We start from the raw sequence: 16,874 nt of genomic DNA, 5'->3' as shown, positions 1-16,874 counted from the left end.
TATTAACGTTTTCTTTTGCGCACGCCTTTTCCGGCAGTGCTTTTTGATGTGGTTTTTTTGCCACCTTTTTTATCATCTTTTTTCTTTTTAATAACCGGGCGCCTATCACCTTTTTTAAGGGGCTTGCCGGATTTTTCTGCACGGCGTTTAGCACGACTGGAGCCTTCTACCAATTCCAAATCGATTTTCTTATCATCCAGACTCACACGAGCAACTTGAACCTTAACAGAATCACCTAACTGAAAACTTGTACCTGTACGCTCACCAACAAGTCGCTGTTTTACCGGGTCAAAATGATAATAGTCACTAGCCAAGGCACTAACATGCACCAAGCCTTCAACATAGACATCCACCAAATCAACAAATAAACCAAAACCCGTGACCGCTGAAATAACACCCTCAAACGTATCACCAACGCGATCTTGCAAATACTCGCACTTCAACCAGGCCACAACTTCACGGGTGGCATCATCGGCACGACGCTCGGTCATTGAGCACTGCTCACCCAATACCAATAAATCCGGCATTTCATAGGGGTAAATCGTTTTCTTGGGCAAGACAGTTGCACCATCAACACGTTTAACCTTCTTGCTTTCCATATTGCTGCGTACAACATGACGGATAGCACGATGTACTAATAAATCAGGGTAACGACGAATCGGCGACGTAAAATGACCATAGGCATCGTAATTCAAACCGAAGTGCCCAAGATTTTCAGGCTGATAAACCGCCTGGCGCAAAGAACGCAACATCATCGTTTGAATAATATGCGCATCTGGCCGATCACCTAACTGCGATAACAGCACCTGATAATCATCTGGCCCCGGCTTATTACCACCAGGCAAATCCATTGCTAATTCACCCAAAAACTTTCTTAAGGCTTCCAACTTTTCTTCCGTTGGGCCTTCGTGCACTCGGAACAAAGCGGGCACATTGTGTTTTTCCAAAAACTTGGCCGCGGCAACGTTAGCCGCCAACATACATTCCTCAATTAATTTATGGGCATCATTGCGCACCACCGGAATAATCTCAGAAATTTTTCGGTCATCACCGAAAACCATGCGGGTTTCCGTAGTTTCAAAATCAATAGCGCCACGCTTGCTGCGGGCTATCCGTAATGTTTTATAAAGGTCGTGAAGGTTTTCGAGATGCGGCACAACCTTTTTATACTCAATGCGCAGTGGTTTGCTATCGGGGTTTTTCTTATCAAGAATCGCACCCACCTTGTTATAAGTGAGCCGCGCATGGGAATGCATTACCCCTTCATAAAACTTATAACCGCTAATTTTTCCCGCCTTACTGATCGTCATTTCACAGACCATACATAAGCGATCCACCTTGGGCTTTAACGAACATAAACCGTTAGACAAAGCCTCGGGTAACATGGGTACAACCTGCTCAGGAAAATACACAGAATTTCCTCGCAATGTTGCCTCTTGATCAAGAGCACTACCTACCTGAACATAATGAGAGACATCAGCAATCGCCACCCATAAACGCCAACCACCTAATAGCTTCGATTCACAGTACACCGCATCATCAAAGTCGCGAGCATCCTCTCCATCAATAGTGACAAAAGGTAACTTACGTAAATCGACCCGGTTCAGCTTGTCTTCTTCCAAAGGCTCTGCCGATAAAGCCAACGCTTCGCGCTCTGCTTCTTCCGGCCAAACATGAGGAATATTATGTGTGCGAATAGCCACATCAATTTCCATACCCGGCGCCATATGCTCGCCAAGCACCTCAACCACTCGCCCTGTAGGGGGCTTACGCCAACCCGGCTGGCTGGTGATTTCTACCATCACATATTGCTCAACCTCAGCATCACCGACCGCTTCACGGGGAATAATAATGTCATGATTAATCTTGGCATTATCCGGCGAGACATAAACCACACCATTTTCATCAAATAAACGCCCTACTAGCTGCTGAGTATTGCGATTGATCACCTCAACAATCACCCCTTCAAGCTTCCCGCGGTGATCGTAGCCTGCACTGCGGCAAATCACCTCATCGCCATCAAAGACCGTGCTCATCTGACGGCTATTCAGATATAAGTCATCACCCCCTTCCTGAGGCATGAGAAAACCATAGCCATCCCGGTGGGCAGACACCCTACCCCGCACCAGATCCATCTTATCCACCAGACCATAGGCCCCCTTACGGTTACGCATTAGCTGACCATCGCGCTCCATCGCCTTTAGACGACGACGCAAGGCTTCAACATCCTGGTAATCCTTAAGCTCAAGCGCTTTAGTCAGCTGATTGCGATTAAGCGGGCCTTCCGCCTGCTCAAGGAATTCCATAATAAATTCACGGCTAGGAATAGGCTGCTCGTAGTTTTGGGCTTCGCGATCAGCATGGGGGTCTTTATCGGTTAGGCGTTTTGCCATAAGAAGGGGGAAATCCGTTGTTATTTAGGGGTCTGTTGCTTCCATTATACGCCACAATCACCAATGCGGGTCTTTTATAATCCCCCCACCCGCTGTAGGGTGGATTATAATCCACCTGCTAACCCCAATATCACAGCCAAATAACTACCCGATGATCACCCATGCTAAAAATAACAGGGCTATTCGGCCTTCTAATATTAACCACCAGTCTTAGCGCAGTCAGCGATACCCGCCCCATCATCCTTGAAATGGAACAGGCCTGCACAGGGGCGATGGATAACAACAAAGCCGCCAGTCTGGAAAGCACAGCGTGCAATGTCGTCCCTCTGTTAATCATGGTGGGGCAGCCACACCAAAGGCACTCACCATTAATACCCTCTCAAAGAGTGACCAGGCTATTATCCAGCCCGGTGGTAATGCCTGGTATAAGAAAACCTATATGGATATAGGTGTTGCACACCTGATGGCCATGTTTACCGACTTAAGTTTTGATATTTCATTACTTCGCATCAGCACGACCGAACAATCGGCAGTGGCCATTGTCTCCTACCGATTAGGTGGCTTGCATATGGGCAAACCTGCAACCACCTTTGGTCTGGGCGCTATCAACCTCATCAAGAAAAACGATCAGTGGTTAATTCAACATATTCATAATAGCGATATGCAGGTGTACTAATCCGCATAAATACCTATATACATAGGTTTAACCCACCATAAAACCGACCGGTTATTACGCTATTTTTTGGTTAATTAATCAGCAGTGCGCAGTGGTTCGCAGAGATATTTTTTAAGTGCTATAGGATGCTTCCCTAACGTTTACATTAAGTAGCTACCGGGGGGAAGCATGAACATATTCAATTATCTGGTTATTGTTTTACTGGTTTGTTCTCAAACGACCATGGCTGCCAAAGGTGGTGGTCGAGGTGGTAAAACTACAGCATCACCACACACAATTACCGTACCGGCAGATATGTCTGTAGAAGCAACAACCCCGCAAGGTATTGCAGTCAGCTATGCCATCATTGCTCTGGACGGTAACGGCAATACCACTGGTTATAACTGCACCCCGACGTCGGGTTCACTATTCCCAGTGGGCAACCAAACGGTTAGCTGCACCACCGAAGGCAAAAAACAACTACGCGCCACAGACAGTTTCGTTGTAGCCGTCACCGAACCCAGCCAGCCAATATCACCACCACCCGAACTACAACTTCCAGCTGATATAACTGTAGAGGCCAGCAGCACCAGCGGCGGCGCTATTGTTGAGTTTATTACCAGCGCTCTTCCCGAGAACCTGAATGTTAGCTGCCTTCCCAGCTCGGGCAGTGAATTCAATATTGGCTCTACGGCGGTAGAATGCACCACCAGTGATAGCGAAGGCCGCACCGCCACTGGCAGCTTTCAAGTCACCGTGAACAGCCTGCCAATCCAAGAGCCACCAGTGGAAGAGCCTGGCCCATCAACCAGCTCGCTGACAGTATCATGGGCCGCACCCTCTACCAGAGAAAATGGTGAGCCCTTAAGCGCCGCAGAGATTTTAGGCTATGAGGTTTATATGCTGGCCGAGTTTAGCGGCGTCGATACCATTATTGAGATCAACGAAAACAGCACTTTATCTACCGTTATTGAAAACCTGCAGGATGACACCTACCACTTTTCAATCAGCGCTATTGATAGCGATGGCCTCAGCAGCCAGCCATCCGATATTATGACCGTGGTTGTTCAGACTCCGTAAGCAAGCAGGTGGGCAGACTCAGGGATTGGGGCTGCCTACCAAGATAAATCGCCCACCCCCATCTATTAACTCACAAAACAATCCCTTCTCTCATTGACAAAACCATGCCGCACAAGTAAATTGCGCGCCTTAGCCTCAGAGCCACAGTGTTCTGACAAGCTGCCCAGGTGGTGAAATTGGTAGACACGCTAGCTTCAGGTGCTAGTGGGGGCAACCCCGTGGAGGTTCAAGTCCTCTCCTGGGCACCATTAATTCTTAGATGTATTCCGCCCACTAAATAACCCAAAGACCATCTTCAACCTGAGCATACGCCGTCATACTTTCTTGAATCAGGTAAATATAACTATCACCATACTCTGTCTCAATCACAGTTCGGCAATACCATTCGGGGTGCCCCTCAAGCTGGTCTAATAGCGCTAGCACATCATCCCCAACCTTATAGACCTCGCCATAGATAGCGGTTGTGCCACCTTCGGCCACTGCCGGAAAAGCCCCCAAATCATACATACTAAAGCGTGGGGGTGTTCGGCAGGCACCGAGGTAACAGGATGTGGCCAGTAATGCATGATTATGAAAGCCAGATTTCAGGCTGCCATAGACAAAGACTTGGTAATTTTCTTTTTCGACAGAACTCATCGACATACCTTATTTGTTAGCACCGGAACAAGCCCACGATAACAGCAAGAAAAATATAAAGCATTGTTTTGCAAACGTTTTTCCTCAAAAAAATTTTACATACGCCTAATAACGGACTATAAAATTATCTAGCATAAAAAATAATAACAATGGCTAAACCAAGAGCTCTTTCAATGTTTTTAAAATCCCTAACTCTAGTGTTGTTGACACTCCCACTCTCTGTCAACGCCGCGCTGATTGATCATGGCAGCTTTACCACAGATTCCAGTACCCATATGGACTGGCTGGATTTAGACGTTGTGGCGGGCCTATCTTTTACCGAAGCACTATTGCAAAACCCCGGTTGGCGACTACCCAGCCATACTGAAATCGAAGGCTTATTTGGCGAATTATTTGAAGGCTATTACGAAACCAATGCCCTGCAGCACTGGTCAAGAATCAGCGAAGGGGCTTATGCCGACCAGGGGCAGGATATCAGTCTTTTTCTCAATTTGTTTGGAGAAACCACCAACCGTGGTGCCTATGGTATGTATCAGGATGAAACGGCCACCTGGCGAATGATGGGAGCCGGAGGTGATATTGTCTATGGTACAGAAGTTACTCAGGATAATAGTTTTTGGGCTGAAAATGGCATTGCCAACCGCGGGGTATATCTGACCCGCAACCTCGAAATGACGACCCAAGAAGTCACCGCCATACCTTTACCCACGACTGCGCTGTTGTTTTCCTCCGCAGTAATCGGCCTGGCACTGACAAAACGAAAAAGAGTAGCCCTGTAATCACTCGGCCATGCTAGCAAGTGACAACGGTCAAAATACGGTTATTGCCAAATGATTAACCTGATCAACTAACGACGTTAATCACATTGCCTGGCGATAGATTGTTCCAGCTCCGCAACAATTTCATCCTGACGATCAGACGTTACAGGCTGGCCATTTTCCGTAAAGTAATTATTCCTTTGAACCCGGCCATTAACCACTTTTGCGGTGGTAAAATCTTTGATGCGATCCCGCATTTTCTGGCATTTTTGCTGCTGTTCTTTACGTCTGGCCAACGCCTCCTGCTGCTGTTGTTGTTCCAGCGCTCGCTGCTGATCTTTTTTTCTCAGAAAATCTTTTTGCGCTTCGATCTGTTCCTCGGGAATAGCCTCACCAGGTACATAGCCTTCTTTGAGTTCCACTTTCTCACTAAGCTGCCCCGCTGGGCTTTCTTTGGGTTTATCACCAAAGTGCACCTTGCCGTCCTCATCAACCCATTTATAGATTTGAGAAACGGCGGTTAGCGGCAGAAACAATACCAGTAAAAAAAAGAATAACGGTTTTTTTCGTTGCGTATTATTTTTCATACTCTGCCTTATACTTTAAGGGGCAACCACATCAATAGTGATATTAGCCCGCTTACCGCCGTGATAACAGGTCACTTCCGTAATACCCACAGCCACACCATTAACCACTTGTGGGTTGGCATCACTATCAACCACTGAAGCAATACTATTGTCGGCACTAATCCAGGTTGCCTGACTGGTAATATCTTCAGGAGGCTGCAAGATACCACCATCAACTTGTTGCATATCACAGGTCAAGCTAACCGGTGCACCATTAATTTCAACCGTATAATCAACAATAGTAGCTGGATCTTCAGCGGCAATTTTTACCAATGCCACTTCTTCCGGAATCACGGTGACGGTTACAAATTCGATATTGTCTTTATTATACTCACCGTCAATCGTAGCCGTCCCTAAGGATAAACCGGTGGCAACACCCTCCTTATGGACCATAGAGACAATATCTTCATCATCATCAGCAACATGCCAGTGCGCTTTTTCATAGGTTTCATTTGTTTCACAGCCTTCATCATCCACGGTGATTAATTCAAACTGCAATTCACCGTTTAATGAAATAGTCGCCGGACTGGGTTTGACAAAAACAGACACCGGATCATTTTTACATTTTTCAGTAACCGTAACACTGGCCGAATCAGTAATACTATCGTCCTGTGGCCATGTTGCGGTTATAGTTGCAGTGCCTGCTTTTTTCGCTGTTGCTAAACCAAAGGTTTTCTTATCACCACTATCGGAGTTTTCAATATTGACCACCTTGTTATCACTGGTGGTCCAGGTCACTTGGCTGGTAACATCAGACTCGGAACCACCGTTATAAATCGCGGTAGCAAAAAATAACTGGTTAGATTTTTCACTCATGGTGGTGGTTCTTGGAGAAACTTTTAACTGCAGCAACACCAACTCCTGTGCATCTACAACAGCCTCATCACCATTAACACCATTCTGGTCAGCCGATACATTAGAGGTGCCTACTGCTAAAGCCGTAGCTATACCTTTGCTGCCCCCGGCATTACTGATACTCACCTTGTCAGAATTCAAAGAAGACCAGGTAGCCGTATCAGTGATCACTAGATTGGAGCCATCACTATAGTTAGCGGTAGCAATCATTTGCTGGGCGGTATTGAGACCTAAAATACTAAAGGTCGGCGTTACAGAAATTGTCTGTAGGTCCGGTGCAGTCACCGTCACCGGCAAGGTATCCGTTTCGCCCTCGTAGTTAATCGAAATATTGGCAGTACCAGCAGCCACACCCAATACCAGGCCATCGATAACGGTGGCGATACCGGGGTCACTACTGGCCCAGCTGGCATCGTTGGTTACATCAACGGTATCGCTATTGGTAAAGGTCGCCTCCGCCGTCCACTGGGATTCGGAACCGGCAGGTAAATCCTGTCTGCCGGGGCGGATAGTCACAAAGTCCAGCGTCGGTTCGGTAATTTCCAACGTCGCCGAATTACTGATTAAATCATTATTGGAGTTAATCAAGCTGGCGGTTACCAGCGTTTCAGGCGTTGCTTTAATCGCGTTTAATAAACCTTTGCTGGCACTACTGGTAGCTGAACTTCGAGCAGAGTTTGAGATAGTGGCAAACTCGGTATCGGTGACCCAGGTAACAGTATTGCTTAAGTCCTGGGTATCCGAATTATCGTAGATACCGGTCGCCTGATACTGCTGGCTTTGCTTAACAATCAGGGAAGTATCAATCGGTGATACCTGCAACTCAACCAGTACAGGGTTAGTAACGGTCAGATCAGTAGTAGTACTAATATCACCCACTGCCGCTCTAACTGTCGTGGCTCCAGCTGTAATACCCGTGGCCAAACCATCAATGGTAATAGTGGCAATACTATTATTGCCAGTAACCCAACTCACATCCGTATTAATCGGCGTCACTGTACCATCGGAAAACTCACCGTTGGCATTATATTGCAGCTCATTACCCTCAGTTAATATCGCATTAACCGGATCGACCTGAATATCAACCAGCACGGCATCGGTGACCTCCACCGGAATCTGGGTGGACTTACCCTGAGCGGAAGCGGTAATGGTTGCCGTGCCTTTTCTCAGTAACTGAGTAAAGCCAGCGTTTTCACCGGTTGTCACTACACTGGCCACCTCAGGATTGGAACTGGTCCAGGTAGCGGCCTGGGTAATATCATCAGTCAGGCCATTGGTTAATACGGCGGTGGCTTGAAGCTGGCCACTGGTGCCGGCTGGCTCGGTTAAAAACGGTGGTGTCACCTGAATGGAAACCACTTCCGCCGTATTAACCCCCAGCAAGGCCGCACCGGAAATAATATCGGGAATACCCCCTGTACCAATATCCACAGCCGCAGTAATAGCAACACTGCCCGGCGCCTGGGTGATGGCAACACCGTCAAAGGTAATCACCGCTACATCGGGGTCACTGCTAATCCAACTCACATCTTCATTAATCGGTGAAGAAGAGCCATCGGAGAAGAAACCAGTAGCGTTATAGGCAACCTCCAAACCCTCTGGCACCTGACTTAAGCGCGGATCAACTTGTATCGCTTGCAGTACCGCCGTCGTTACTACGATATCAACCTGATCAGGAACACCCTCTATAGTCGCCGTGACAACGGCTTCGCCTTCGACTAACAAGGTGGCAAGGCCCGCTTTTTCACCCGTCGTTACTACATCGACAATGGTCGTATTGGAAGAAGACCAGGTCGATGAAGTGGTGACATCTTTGGAAGTATTATCCGAATAAAACGCCGTAGCCGTTAACTGGCCACTGGTGCCCGCAGGCTCCGTAAGATTGGACGGTGTAATTTGCAGGCTTAATACAATTGCATCGGTTACTGTCAGTGAAGTACTCGCCGTTATGCCATCAAAACTGGCGGATATGATCGTTGTACTAATATCCCTGATACTATCGGGCAAGGTATTAGCCAGGCCATTTTCATCAATGGTGGCCACACCAGTATCACTGCTTTGCCAAACAACATCGCTATTGATGGATGAGCTACTGCCATCGGTGAAAATACCGGTTGCATTGTATTGTACTTCCAGCCCCTTAGGCACCGATTGATCCACCGGAGAAATTTCTATCGACACCAGCTCGGCCGGGGTCACCTCAACATTAACAGTACGGGAAACACCTTGAAAGGTAGCTGTTATCGTCGCCAGACCCGGCGCTAATAATTCTGTAAAGCCGGCATTTTCGCCGCTGGCAACAACAGTCACAATACTGCTATCAGAAGAGACCCAGGTTGATTGCTTAGTGACATCCTGGGCGCTGAAGTCTGAGAAAAACGCCACTGCAATCTGCTGGCCGCTAGTACCGGCAGGCTCCATCAAATTGCCCGGCACGATTTGCAACGCTAACGGAATAGCATCTGTCACATTTAATTGGACATCGGCACCGGTGGTTGAGATCGTCTCCTCTTCACCCACAGAGGCACTAATAACTGTGCTACCCACGCCATGGGTAAGAGCAATACCGGCAGGGCCAATCACAGCAATATCCGTATTACTACTTTGCCAGGTCACATCTTCATTAATTGGCGAGCTACTGCCATCACTGAAAATACCAATCGCCTCATAGCGCACAGGAATACCTTCAGCAACGGTTGCCAGTGCTGGGTTAACTTCAATAGAGACCAGCACAGCCGGTGTCACAACAATTTCAACCACGTCTGTCACACCATTAAAGCTGGCAGTAATAGTGGCATTGCCCGGTGTAAGCAGCTGGGTAAAACCTGCGTTGTCACCGGTAGTGATCACCGAAACCACCTCCGTATTGGAGGATGCCCATGCAGCTTGCTGAGTCACATTTTCACTACTGCTGTCGCTATAATAAGCGGTGGCAGTGAGCTGGCCACTGGTACCTGCAGGCTCGGTAAGAGCAGCAGGGGTAACCTGCAATGACTCTACAACCGCCGCCGTTACATTCAGCGAAGTTTGTGCAGAAACACCGCTATAACTGGCAGTAATGGTAGTGGAACCCACCTTGAGTGTTGAAGCCTTACCGCTGCTAGCCACCGTGGCTACGCTGGTATCACTGCTTTGCCAATCCGCCAAATTGGTCAGGGGTTCAGAAGTGTCATCTGAGTACAGACCGATAGCGGTATATTGCACATCCACCCCTTTGGCAGTACTGGTATTTAGCGGACTAAGGCTAATACTGTTGAGAACCGCATCGGTAACAGTGCCATTGGCAGAGTCGCTAAAGCCCTGGTAATTCACGCTAATAGCCGCTGTGCCGAGGCCACGGGCCAATACCTCACCACGACTGGATGCACTGGAGGTAACGCTTAGAATATCCGGGTTGGAAGAACTCCAGCTAGCAGAGGAAGTAATACCAATCGACGTGCCATCGGTAAAATAGGCTACGGCCTCAAGCTGCGTTTTGGTACCCAGCGGTAATTCAAAATCCGGCTGAAGTATTTTAATTTCTGTAATCTCAGCCGCGTTAACGCGCAGATCAGCCCCGCCAACCTTGCCACCAAAACTGGCGGTAATATGGGTAGCCCCAGCGGCAAGCGTCTCGGCTAGGCCGCCAGGTGAAATCACCGCAACCGTTTTTGTCAGGCTGTCCCATACCACGCCACTGCCTAGCTCTACACCGCTATTATCGGAATAGATAGCCAGCGCCCGGTACTGCACATCAATACCGTTGGCGACTTCAATAACGGCAGGGTCAACCACCACACTAACCAGTATCGCCTCAGTCACGGTTGCCGTCGTAGTATCACTCTGGCCCTGAAAATTAGCCGTGATAGTGGCACTGCCCTGAGCGATAAAATCGGCAGCGCCCGTGGTGGGCGATACCACCACAGTATTGCTATCTGAAGAAAGCCAGGTAGTTTCCGTCGTTACCACTTTGGTGCTTAAATCACTGTAATAGGCAGTGGCCACAAACTCGCCACTGGCACCGGCCGGTGCCGAAGGGTTGGCCGGACTAATTTGCAAGCCCGTTAAAGCGGCCGCGGTAATGGTTAAATTGGTTTGCCCAATTACACCCTGGTATTGCGCCTGAATAACCGTACTACCTTCTGCCTCTCCTTTAGCCCGCCCAGTGGCATCAATGGTCGCCACCTTGGCGTCTGCACTTTGCCAGGCAACCAGACTGGTTAAATCCTGGGAGGTATTATCCGAATAGAAACCGGTGGCCGTATAGACTTGCTCAACCCCTTTGGGGATGGTGGCATCAACCGGCTCAACGTTAATTGACTGTAAAACTGCGGCGGTGATCAATACCGGTGAGGTGGCAGAAACCGCACTAAAGCTCGCTGAAATTTGTGCCGAACCTTCACCGGTAGCAAGGGCATAACCCGCGTTTGCACCGTCGTTTACCACATAGGCAATACCGGAATTACTAGACTCCCAGGTGGACTCGGCAGTGACATCGGCCACCGTACCATCGGAATAAGTCGCCACAGCATTTAATTGACCCTGAGCCCCCAGCGGAGCTTCGATATCGACCGGAAAAACCTGCATTAAGGTCACTTGTGCCGGGGTCACCGTCAACGAGGTTTCAGCATCGATACCTGAGAAACTGGCACTGATCGTGGTTTCACCGGCAGTCAGGGTGACTGCCAGACCATCCAAACTAATAGTGGCTACCTCGGGATTACTAGACAGCCAACTGACTTCCTTGCCCAACAAGGAACTGGTGCCATCGGAATACAGACCGGTAGCGGTATATTGCTGGCTGCGGCCATTGGCAATGCTGGCATTGCTGGGTTCCACCACTATAGCGACCAGCTCGGCTTCAGTAATAGTGACCGGAATAGTATCGGTCTGCCCCTGATAATTAACACTAACCATGGCCTCACCGGGCATACGGCCAATAATCACACCGGCCGAATCTCCCTTGGGAGTTACAAACAGCGTGGGGTCGTCACTGGAACTCCAGGTCGACTGGGTAGTGACATCGGCAATGCTACCATCACTGTATTGTGCCAAGGCCTTTAAGCTCTCCAACCGCCCTACCGGCTTGCTAACACTACCGGGAATAATATCGACTCGAGTTAAAGTCGCATCCGTTACCGTTAGTGTTGTCTCTCCAATAATCCCTTCTTTGCTGGCCGAAATCAGGGTGGCGCCAACCTCCACGGTGGATGCCAGCCCCTGGTTATTAATCACCGCAATACTGCTATCGCTGCTCTGCCAACTTACTTCTGCTTTTAGACTTTCGCGGCTGCCATCCGAGTAAATACCGGTGGCACTATATTGCACTTGGAAACCTTCCGCTGCCGTTGTATTAACCGGCTCTAAAATAATTTCTTTTAGTTGCGCTGCAGATACTGTGACAGCAGCTGAAGTTTCAAGCCCATCAAAGGCTGCATTAATCGTCGTGCTGCCAGCCCTTAATAGCTGGGTAAAACCTGCATCGGTCCCTGAGCTTTGCACCAGTGCAATGTCAGAATCTCCCGACTCCCATAAGGCACTGGCCGCAACATCAACTACAGCGCCATCACTATAGGCTGCCAGCAAAACCAACTGACCAGCAGTGCCAGCCGGAGCATTAATCGCAGCGGGTAAAATTTGCAAGGTTTCAATCGATGCCCCAGTCACTGTCAGTTGGGCATTGGCAGTGAAAGCGTCAATGGCCGCCGTCATCTGAGTCTCACCCGCCGTTAATAACGCCGCCTGACCGGTATTGTCGATGGTGGCAATCTGACTATCAGCGCTGGACCAGCTCACGACATTAGTAAGGTCGGCGCTATTGCCGTCGGAATAAATACCGGTCGCCTGATACTGTACTGTGGTACCAGCAGCCCCCGTTTGTGAAATAGGGTCGACCAGTAATTTCTGCAATACCGCCGAGGTTACCGTGGCGGGTACTGAGGCACTTCCTGCCTGCCAACTGGCGCTAATGGTTACCGAACCCTCGGCGTTAAACGTTGCCAGACCACCCTCGGCAATAGACACCGTCGATTCAGCCGAAGAAGACCAGGTCACCAAATCTGTTACATCGACAGAACTGCGGGAAGCCAAATAAACCAGCGCCTGATATTGCACCGTTGCACCCACCGGCTCGGCGGCATTGCCGGGTAGAATAACCAACTCGAAAGCATCTTCCTCAAACACAGCCAGAGTAGCACCGCCGGAAATGGCCCCTTCCGTTGCCGTAATAATCACCCGGCCTGCAGCCAGCGCCTCAACCTGGCCATTAGCGGTCACCGTAGCAATATCGTTATTGCTACTGGTCCAGCTCACCGTATCCGTAATATCTTTGCTACTACCGTCCTCAAAAGTACCCACAGCCTGATAGCTTTGCGTGGCCCCCACCAGGGTGCGGTTAAAAGCCGGAGTGACAGTGATAGTGGTTAAGGTATCGCCTTTAAAATCCAGACTATTGTTATCGGGAAAACACGCCGTTAAAAATACGCTTACAAGTAATAGAAAAGTAGTATGCTTCAACATGTAGCCAAGCTCCCGATTGAGTGGTCATACTTACCATAGCCAGAGGACCCCTGCTTAGTAAGGTAAATTGTTATCATCTTGTCACGGGTTGTTACTCTTTGTTATCTTGTTGCTATCTTACGATCTTGCTGTCGTGACCAGGCTGGCCCTTGTGGGCGAATTATTTTTACTGATTATTGCGCACCTAATAAGGATTCTCAATGTCGATGTATAAACTGCTGCTTATCAGCTTACTCTCCCCCCTTCTCTGCTTGGCAGAGGCCCCTTTCTATCTCGGTGCAGAATTGGGTTATACCGATATCAGACAGGGAGATTTTGACGATGACAAAGGTTATCGGCTTTATGGCGCTTATCAATTGAATAGCAATATCAGTGCCGAGGTTGGCTATGCTGACCTGGGTAGTTTTGAGATTGACGAAGACGCTATTGCAGGCAGCGTTGATGTTGAAAATGTATACGATATTTCAATCGCCATTGCCGGTGATATTCTACAACGTCAGGGTTATAAAACCCGCGCTGAATTTAAAGCCGGTTTTTATCAGGCCGATATTGAAGCAGACTTAAGCGGCGGCCGAGCCTCCAGCGACGAAAACGGTTACACAACCAGTCTTAGTATTATGCAACCCATTAACGATAATATCGACGCAGTCTTTAGCTGGCGCTATTACGATAATATTGAAGATATTGATGTCACCACCTATATGATCGGAGGACGCTACCGGTTTTAATCGGCAGGCAGGTGCAGCATGAAAGTCAAACAGATTATGACCAACCCCGTTGTCGCCGTTGCTATGGATGACTCACTGGGCAAAGTAAAACGGATATTTGAAGATACGCATTTTCATCACCTACTAGTGGTAGACGATGAAAAACTGATGGGGGTTATTTCAGACCGGGACTTATTAAAAGCACTGAGCCCAAGAATAGGCACACCCGCTGAAACATCAGCTGACCTGGCGATACTCGACCGCAGAGCCCATCAAATTATGACCCGCAAACTGATCTCGCTGGATGATAGCGCCTCAGTTAAAGATGCGGTCGATATTTTTAATCAGCATAGTATTTCCTGTATACCGATTGTTAATAAGGATAGAAAGCCTGTGGGCATTGTATCTTGGCGGGATATTATGCAGGAGCTTGGCAAGGTAACTAATAACAGAGGCTGATAATTTTTCAGGGCTGGGTTTGGTGGATTATAATCCATCCTACGGCACTGGTAGGGTGGATTGCAATCCACCACCACCCCTATTTAAAACGTTAACCGCAACCGCAAACCAAACAATGTCACCGAGCTTTTCTCAGGATGCAAAGCCGGGTCATCAATAAACTGTACACTTGGCGTTAACGCCATATTCGCGGTCAACTGCAAACGATAATAACTTTCCACAACGGTTTGCTCACCTAAACCTGCTACCGCCAACTCACCATAATTGACCGCCAAACCAAACTGGTCCGAACTATTACGGATATTGTAGGTCAGGCCGGTGGTATAAGAGTTTTTATAAATTTGTGGATCGGCATCATCTTCTGTATCGGATATACCCACCTGACCGAAAACGGTAAGCTGCTGCCAGGTATAATTCGTCCCTACGGCAACACCTTTCGCTGCATTAACACCATCATGCTCCCGCTCATCCACATCCCAGAAAGTGATATGCAAATTGGTGCTATAACGCTCTTGCCGACTTGGCGTCCAACCTAATTCAAAAAATTTAAAAAATTCAGCGCCATGCTGAAAGGCTTTTTCTTCAGTGATTTTACCGTTGGCGTCATTAAAGCCGCCCAATAAATAAAACTGCCCAGAAGTTGTTGGCTCAAACCAATGCCCTACTCCTGCGCCAACACCCAAGTCAGGGTAAGCAATAGAACTATCCAAAGATACATTTAAATTCTGGAAGGATGTCCATGGCGATTTATGTCCAAGTACATGCATAAAATCACTGGGATCAAACCGTCCAACAATAAACCCGGTACGACCATTACTCAGTAATTGCTGCCAGTGAAAATCTACCAGCACGTTATCAACATCACTAAATAAATAAGCGGGCTGGGCAATAAAACCTATATTATTGCCAAAGTCCGCCGGGGAAACATCACTATAATTAGCGCGATTATCAACAGAAAAAACCAAAGCACCCTGATTTACCTGACCACGATTGAGCAGACCCCACTTCCCCTTCGCCCTAACAATACCTGACCAGGCATGGTCATCTTCACCTTCAATTTCATCACTGGTTTGCTGATAAACCGTGGTGTACTCCAAACCAAACTGCAAACCATAGTCATCATTCAGCGATTTTTTAAAGTCAAACCAGGGCTGCAACATTTGATCAACAACGGGAAGCCCAAAAACCGGTGTTTTAATTTCGTCATCATCTTCTAATTGATAGACAGTTGATGCAGGGCCGGCAAAATTAGCATTATCTTTATAACCGGATTTTTGCTCGGCTCGAAGATCAGTAGAGCATAGGGGGGCTACCAGCGCCGCTATCATTAGAGAGTAACTTAGCCATTGCTTATTCATCATTTTTATTTAAACCAACCAGCCAATCCATTTTCTACCACTGGGGCAATACTTAACCCAATCATCCATTCAGGACCAAACAGATCCGGGCTTTCAACATAGTAGTTAACTTCTACGCTGAGCTTCCATGGGCGGCCATTGTTAATCACAGTTTTACCAAAAGTAAAATTTAGCGGTGCTGTCCATTCTTCGGTTTCATGGTCGTAGGAAAAAATTGGCGTGGAGCCATAATTCCAACCACCACCGGGCAACAAAATACCAAATAACTGCATCGTGGTTAGATTAATATCTTTATCGCCCGAACCACCTACATCCCATTGATGATTAGGAAAAGCTCCCACCACATAGGTCTTGCCAATTTTACCCAGCAATACTTCAGGTCCCAGCGTCCACTTATCATTTCCCAGATTATCTTCGGTAGCGGTTGGTATGGTTGCAATAACACCCAGTGCTGTTAATAAACCCGTATCACTGGTCATCGCATAAGCAACATCCATGGAAGTATCACCAATACCTTGCTCATCATCAAAATCCGCTTTTGTGGCATCAAAAACCGGTTGCGCAATTTGAATGGGCACAGCAGGACGAAATAATATTTTATCGCCATTATCTAACGGAAAAGGCAAGGTGGGTTGAAATAAGACCAAATGACCATCCTGATCATTCGCACCGGGCAGATCACCGTCAAAGGTACGATACTGATATTTAAAATTTAAACTGGCCAGAGGTGTATTGGGGTTTGCTAAGTCACGAGCAATAGTTTCTGCCGATTGTTCTGCCTTAGCAAAAGGCGACAACACAGTCGCTATAATTAAACAGCGCAGGCTAAACTTCATATTGGCTATTCCA

11 protein-coding genes and 1 tRNA gene are annotated in these 16,874 nt (G+C 48.0%); 6 read left to right on the top strand and 6 right to left on the bottom strand.

Translation table 11 applies throughout. The features are described 5' to 3' along the window. Nucleotides 1-2: 2 nt before the first annotated feature. Nucleotides 3-2,393 (bottom strand): ribonuclease R, encoded by a 2,391-nt coding sequence (gene rnr, locus BST96_RS09750; protein WP_085758527.1) that lies wholly within the window; start codon nucleotides 2,391-2,393, stop codon nucleotides 3-5. Nucleotides 2,394-2,703: 310 nt separating this feature from the next. Between rnr and BST96_RS09745 the strand changes: the two genes are divergently transcribed. The 3 genes from BST96_RS09745 (at nucleotide 2,704) to BST96_RS09735 (ending at nucleotide 4,376) form a co-directional block, all read left to right on the top strand. After that, the gene (locus BST96_RS09745; RefSeq protein WP_085758526.1) at nucleotides 2,704-3,069 is read left to right on the top strand and encodes a Cif family virulence factor; all 366 of its coding nucleotides are present in this window, start codon (nucleotides 2,704-2,706) and stop codon (nucleotides 3,067-3,069) included. Between the two features lie 168 nt (nucleotides 3,070-3,237). Next, nucleotides 3,238-4,128: a fibronectin type III domain-containing protein gene (locus tag BST96_RS09740; protein ID WP_085758525.1), complete on the top strand. Its 891-nt coding sequence runs from the start codon at nucleotides 3,238-3,240 to the stop codon at nucleotides 4,126-4,128. A 161-nt stretch (nucleotides 4,129-4,289) separates the two neighbouring features. Beyond that, nucleotides 4,290-4,376: transfer RNA gene (locus BST96_RS09735), tRNA-Leu, on the top strand. A gap of 25 nt (nucleotides 4,377-4,401) precedes the next feature. On the opposite strand, the gene BST96_RS09730 is transcribed toward BST96_RS09735, so the two are convergent. Beyond that, nucleotides 4,402-4,764, bottom strand: a complete 363-nt coding sequence (locus tag BST96_RS09730; RefSeq protein ID WP_085758524.1) for a gamma-glutamylcyclotransferase family protein — start codon at nucleotides 4,762-4,764, stop codon at nucleotides 4,402-4,404. Nucleotides 4,765-4,937: 173 nt separating this feature from the next. Between BST96_RS09730 and BST96_RS09725 the strand changes: the two genes are divergently transcribed. Next, complete coding sequence (locus BST96_RS09725) at nucleotides 4,938-5,543, top strand: hypothetical protein (protein WP_085758523.1); 606 nt, start codon at nucleotides 4,938-4,940, stop codon at nucleotides 5,541-5,543. A 77-nt stretch (nucleotides 5,544-5,620) separates the two neighbouring features. Here BST96_RS09725 and BST96_RS09720 read toward each other — a convergent pair whose 3' ends face one another. Both BST96_RS09720 and BST96_RS09715 read right to left on the bottom strand, forming a co-directional pair. Next, a complete protein-coding gene (locus tag BST96_RS09720) occupies nucleotides 5,621-6,109 on the bottom strand; it encodes a DUF4124 domain-containing protein (protein WP_085758522.1) in 489 nt (162 codons plus the stop codon). 15 nt (nucleotides 6,110-6,124) lie between these two features. Further along, complete coding sequence (locus BST96_RS09715; protein ID WP_085758521.1) at nucleotides 6,125-13,501, bottom strand: Ig-like domain-containing protein; 7,377 nt, start codon at nucleotides 13,499-13,501, stop codon at nucleotides 6,125-6,127. Between the two features lie 200 nt (nucleotides 13,502-13,701). Between BST96_RS09715 and BST96_RS09710 the strand changes: the two genes are divergently transcribed. Then, nucleotides 13,702-14,229: an outer membrane beta-barrel protein gene (locus BST96_RS09710; protein ID WP_085758520.1), complete on the top strand. Its 528-nt coding sequence runs from the start codon at nucleotides 13,702-13,704 to the stop codon at nucleotides 14,227-14,229. Nucleotides 14,230-14,247: 18 nt separating this feature from the next. Then, nucleotides 14,248-14,667: a CBS domain-containing protein gene (locus BST96_RS09705; protein WP_085758519.1), complete on the top strand. Its 420-nt coding sequence runs from the start codon at nucleotides 14,248-14,250 to the stop codon at nucleotides 14,665-14,667. An 83-nt stretch (nucleotides 14,668-14,750) separates the two neighbouring features. Here BST96_RS09705 and BST96_RS09700 read toward each other — a convergent pair whose 3' ends face one another. Both BST96_RS09700 and BST96_RS09695 read right to left on the bottom strand, forming a co-directional pair. Next, complete coding sequence (locus BST96_RS09700) at nucleotides 14,751-16,028, bottom strand: carbohydrate porin (RefSeq protein WP_085758518.1); 1,278 nt, start codon at nucleotides 16,026-16,028, stop codon at nucleotides 14,751-14,753. A 2-nt stretch (nucleotides 16,029-16,030) separates the two neighbouring features. After that, entirely contained in the window at nucleotides 16,031-16,861 is an 831-nt protein-coding gene (locus BST96_RS09695) for a hypothetical protein (protein WP_085758517.1), read from the bottom strand. Between the last annotated feature and the right edge of the window lie 13 nt (nucleotides 16,862-16,874).

Source organism: Oceanicoccus sagamiensis (assembly GCF_002117105.1).
Taxonomy (GTDB): domain Bacteria; phylum Pseudomonadota; class Gammaproteobacteria; order Pseudomonadales; family Dasaniaceae; genus Oceanicoccus; species Oceanicoccus sagamiensis.
This window is presented reverse-complemented; position numbering and strand designations above follow the sequence as displayed.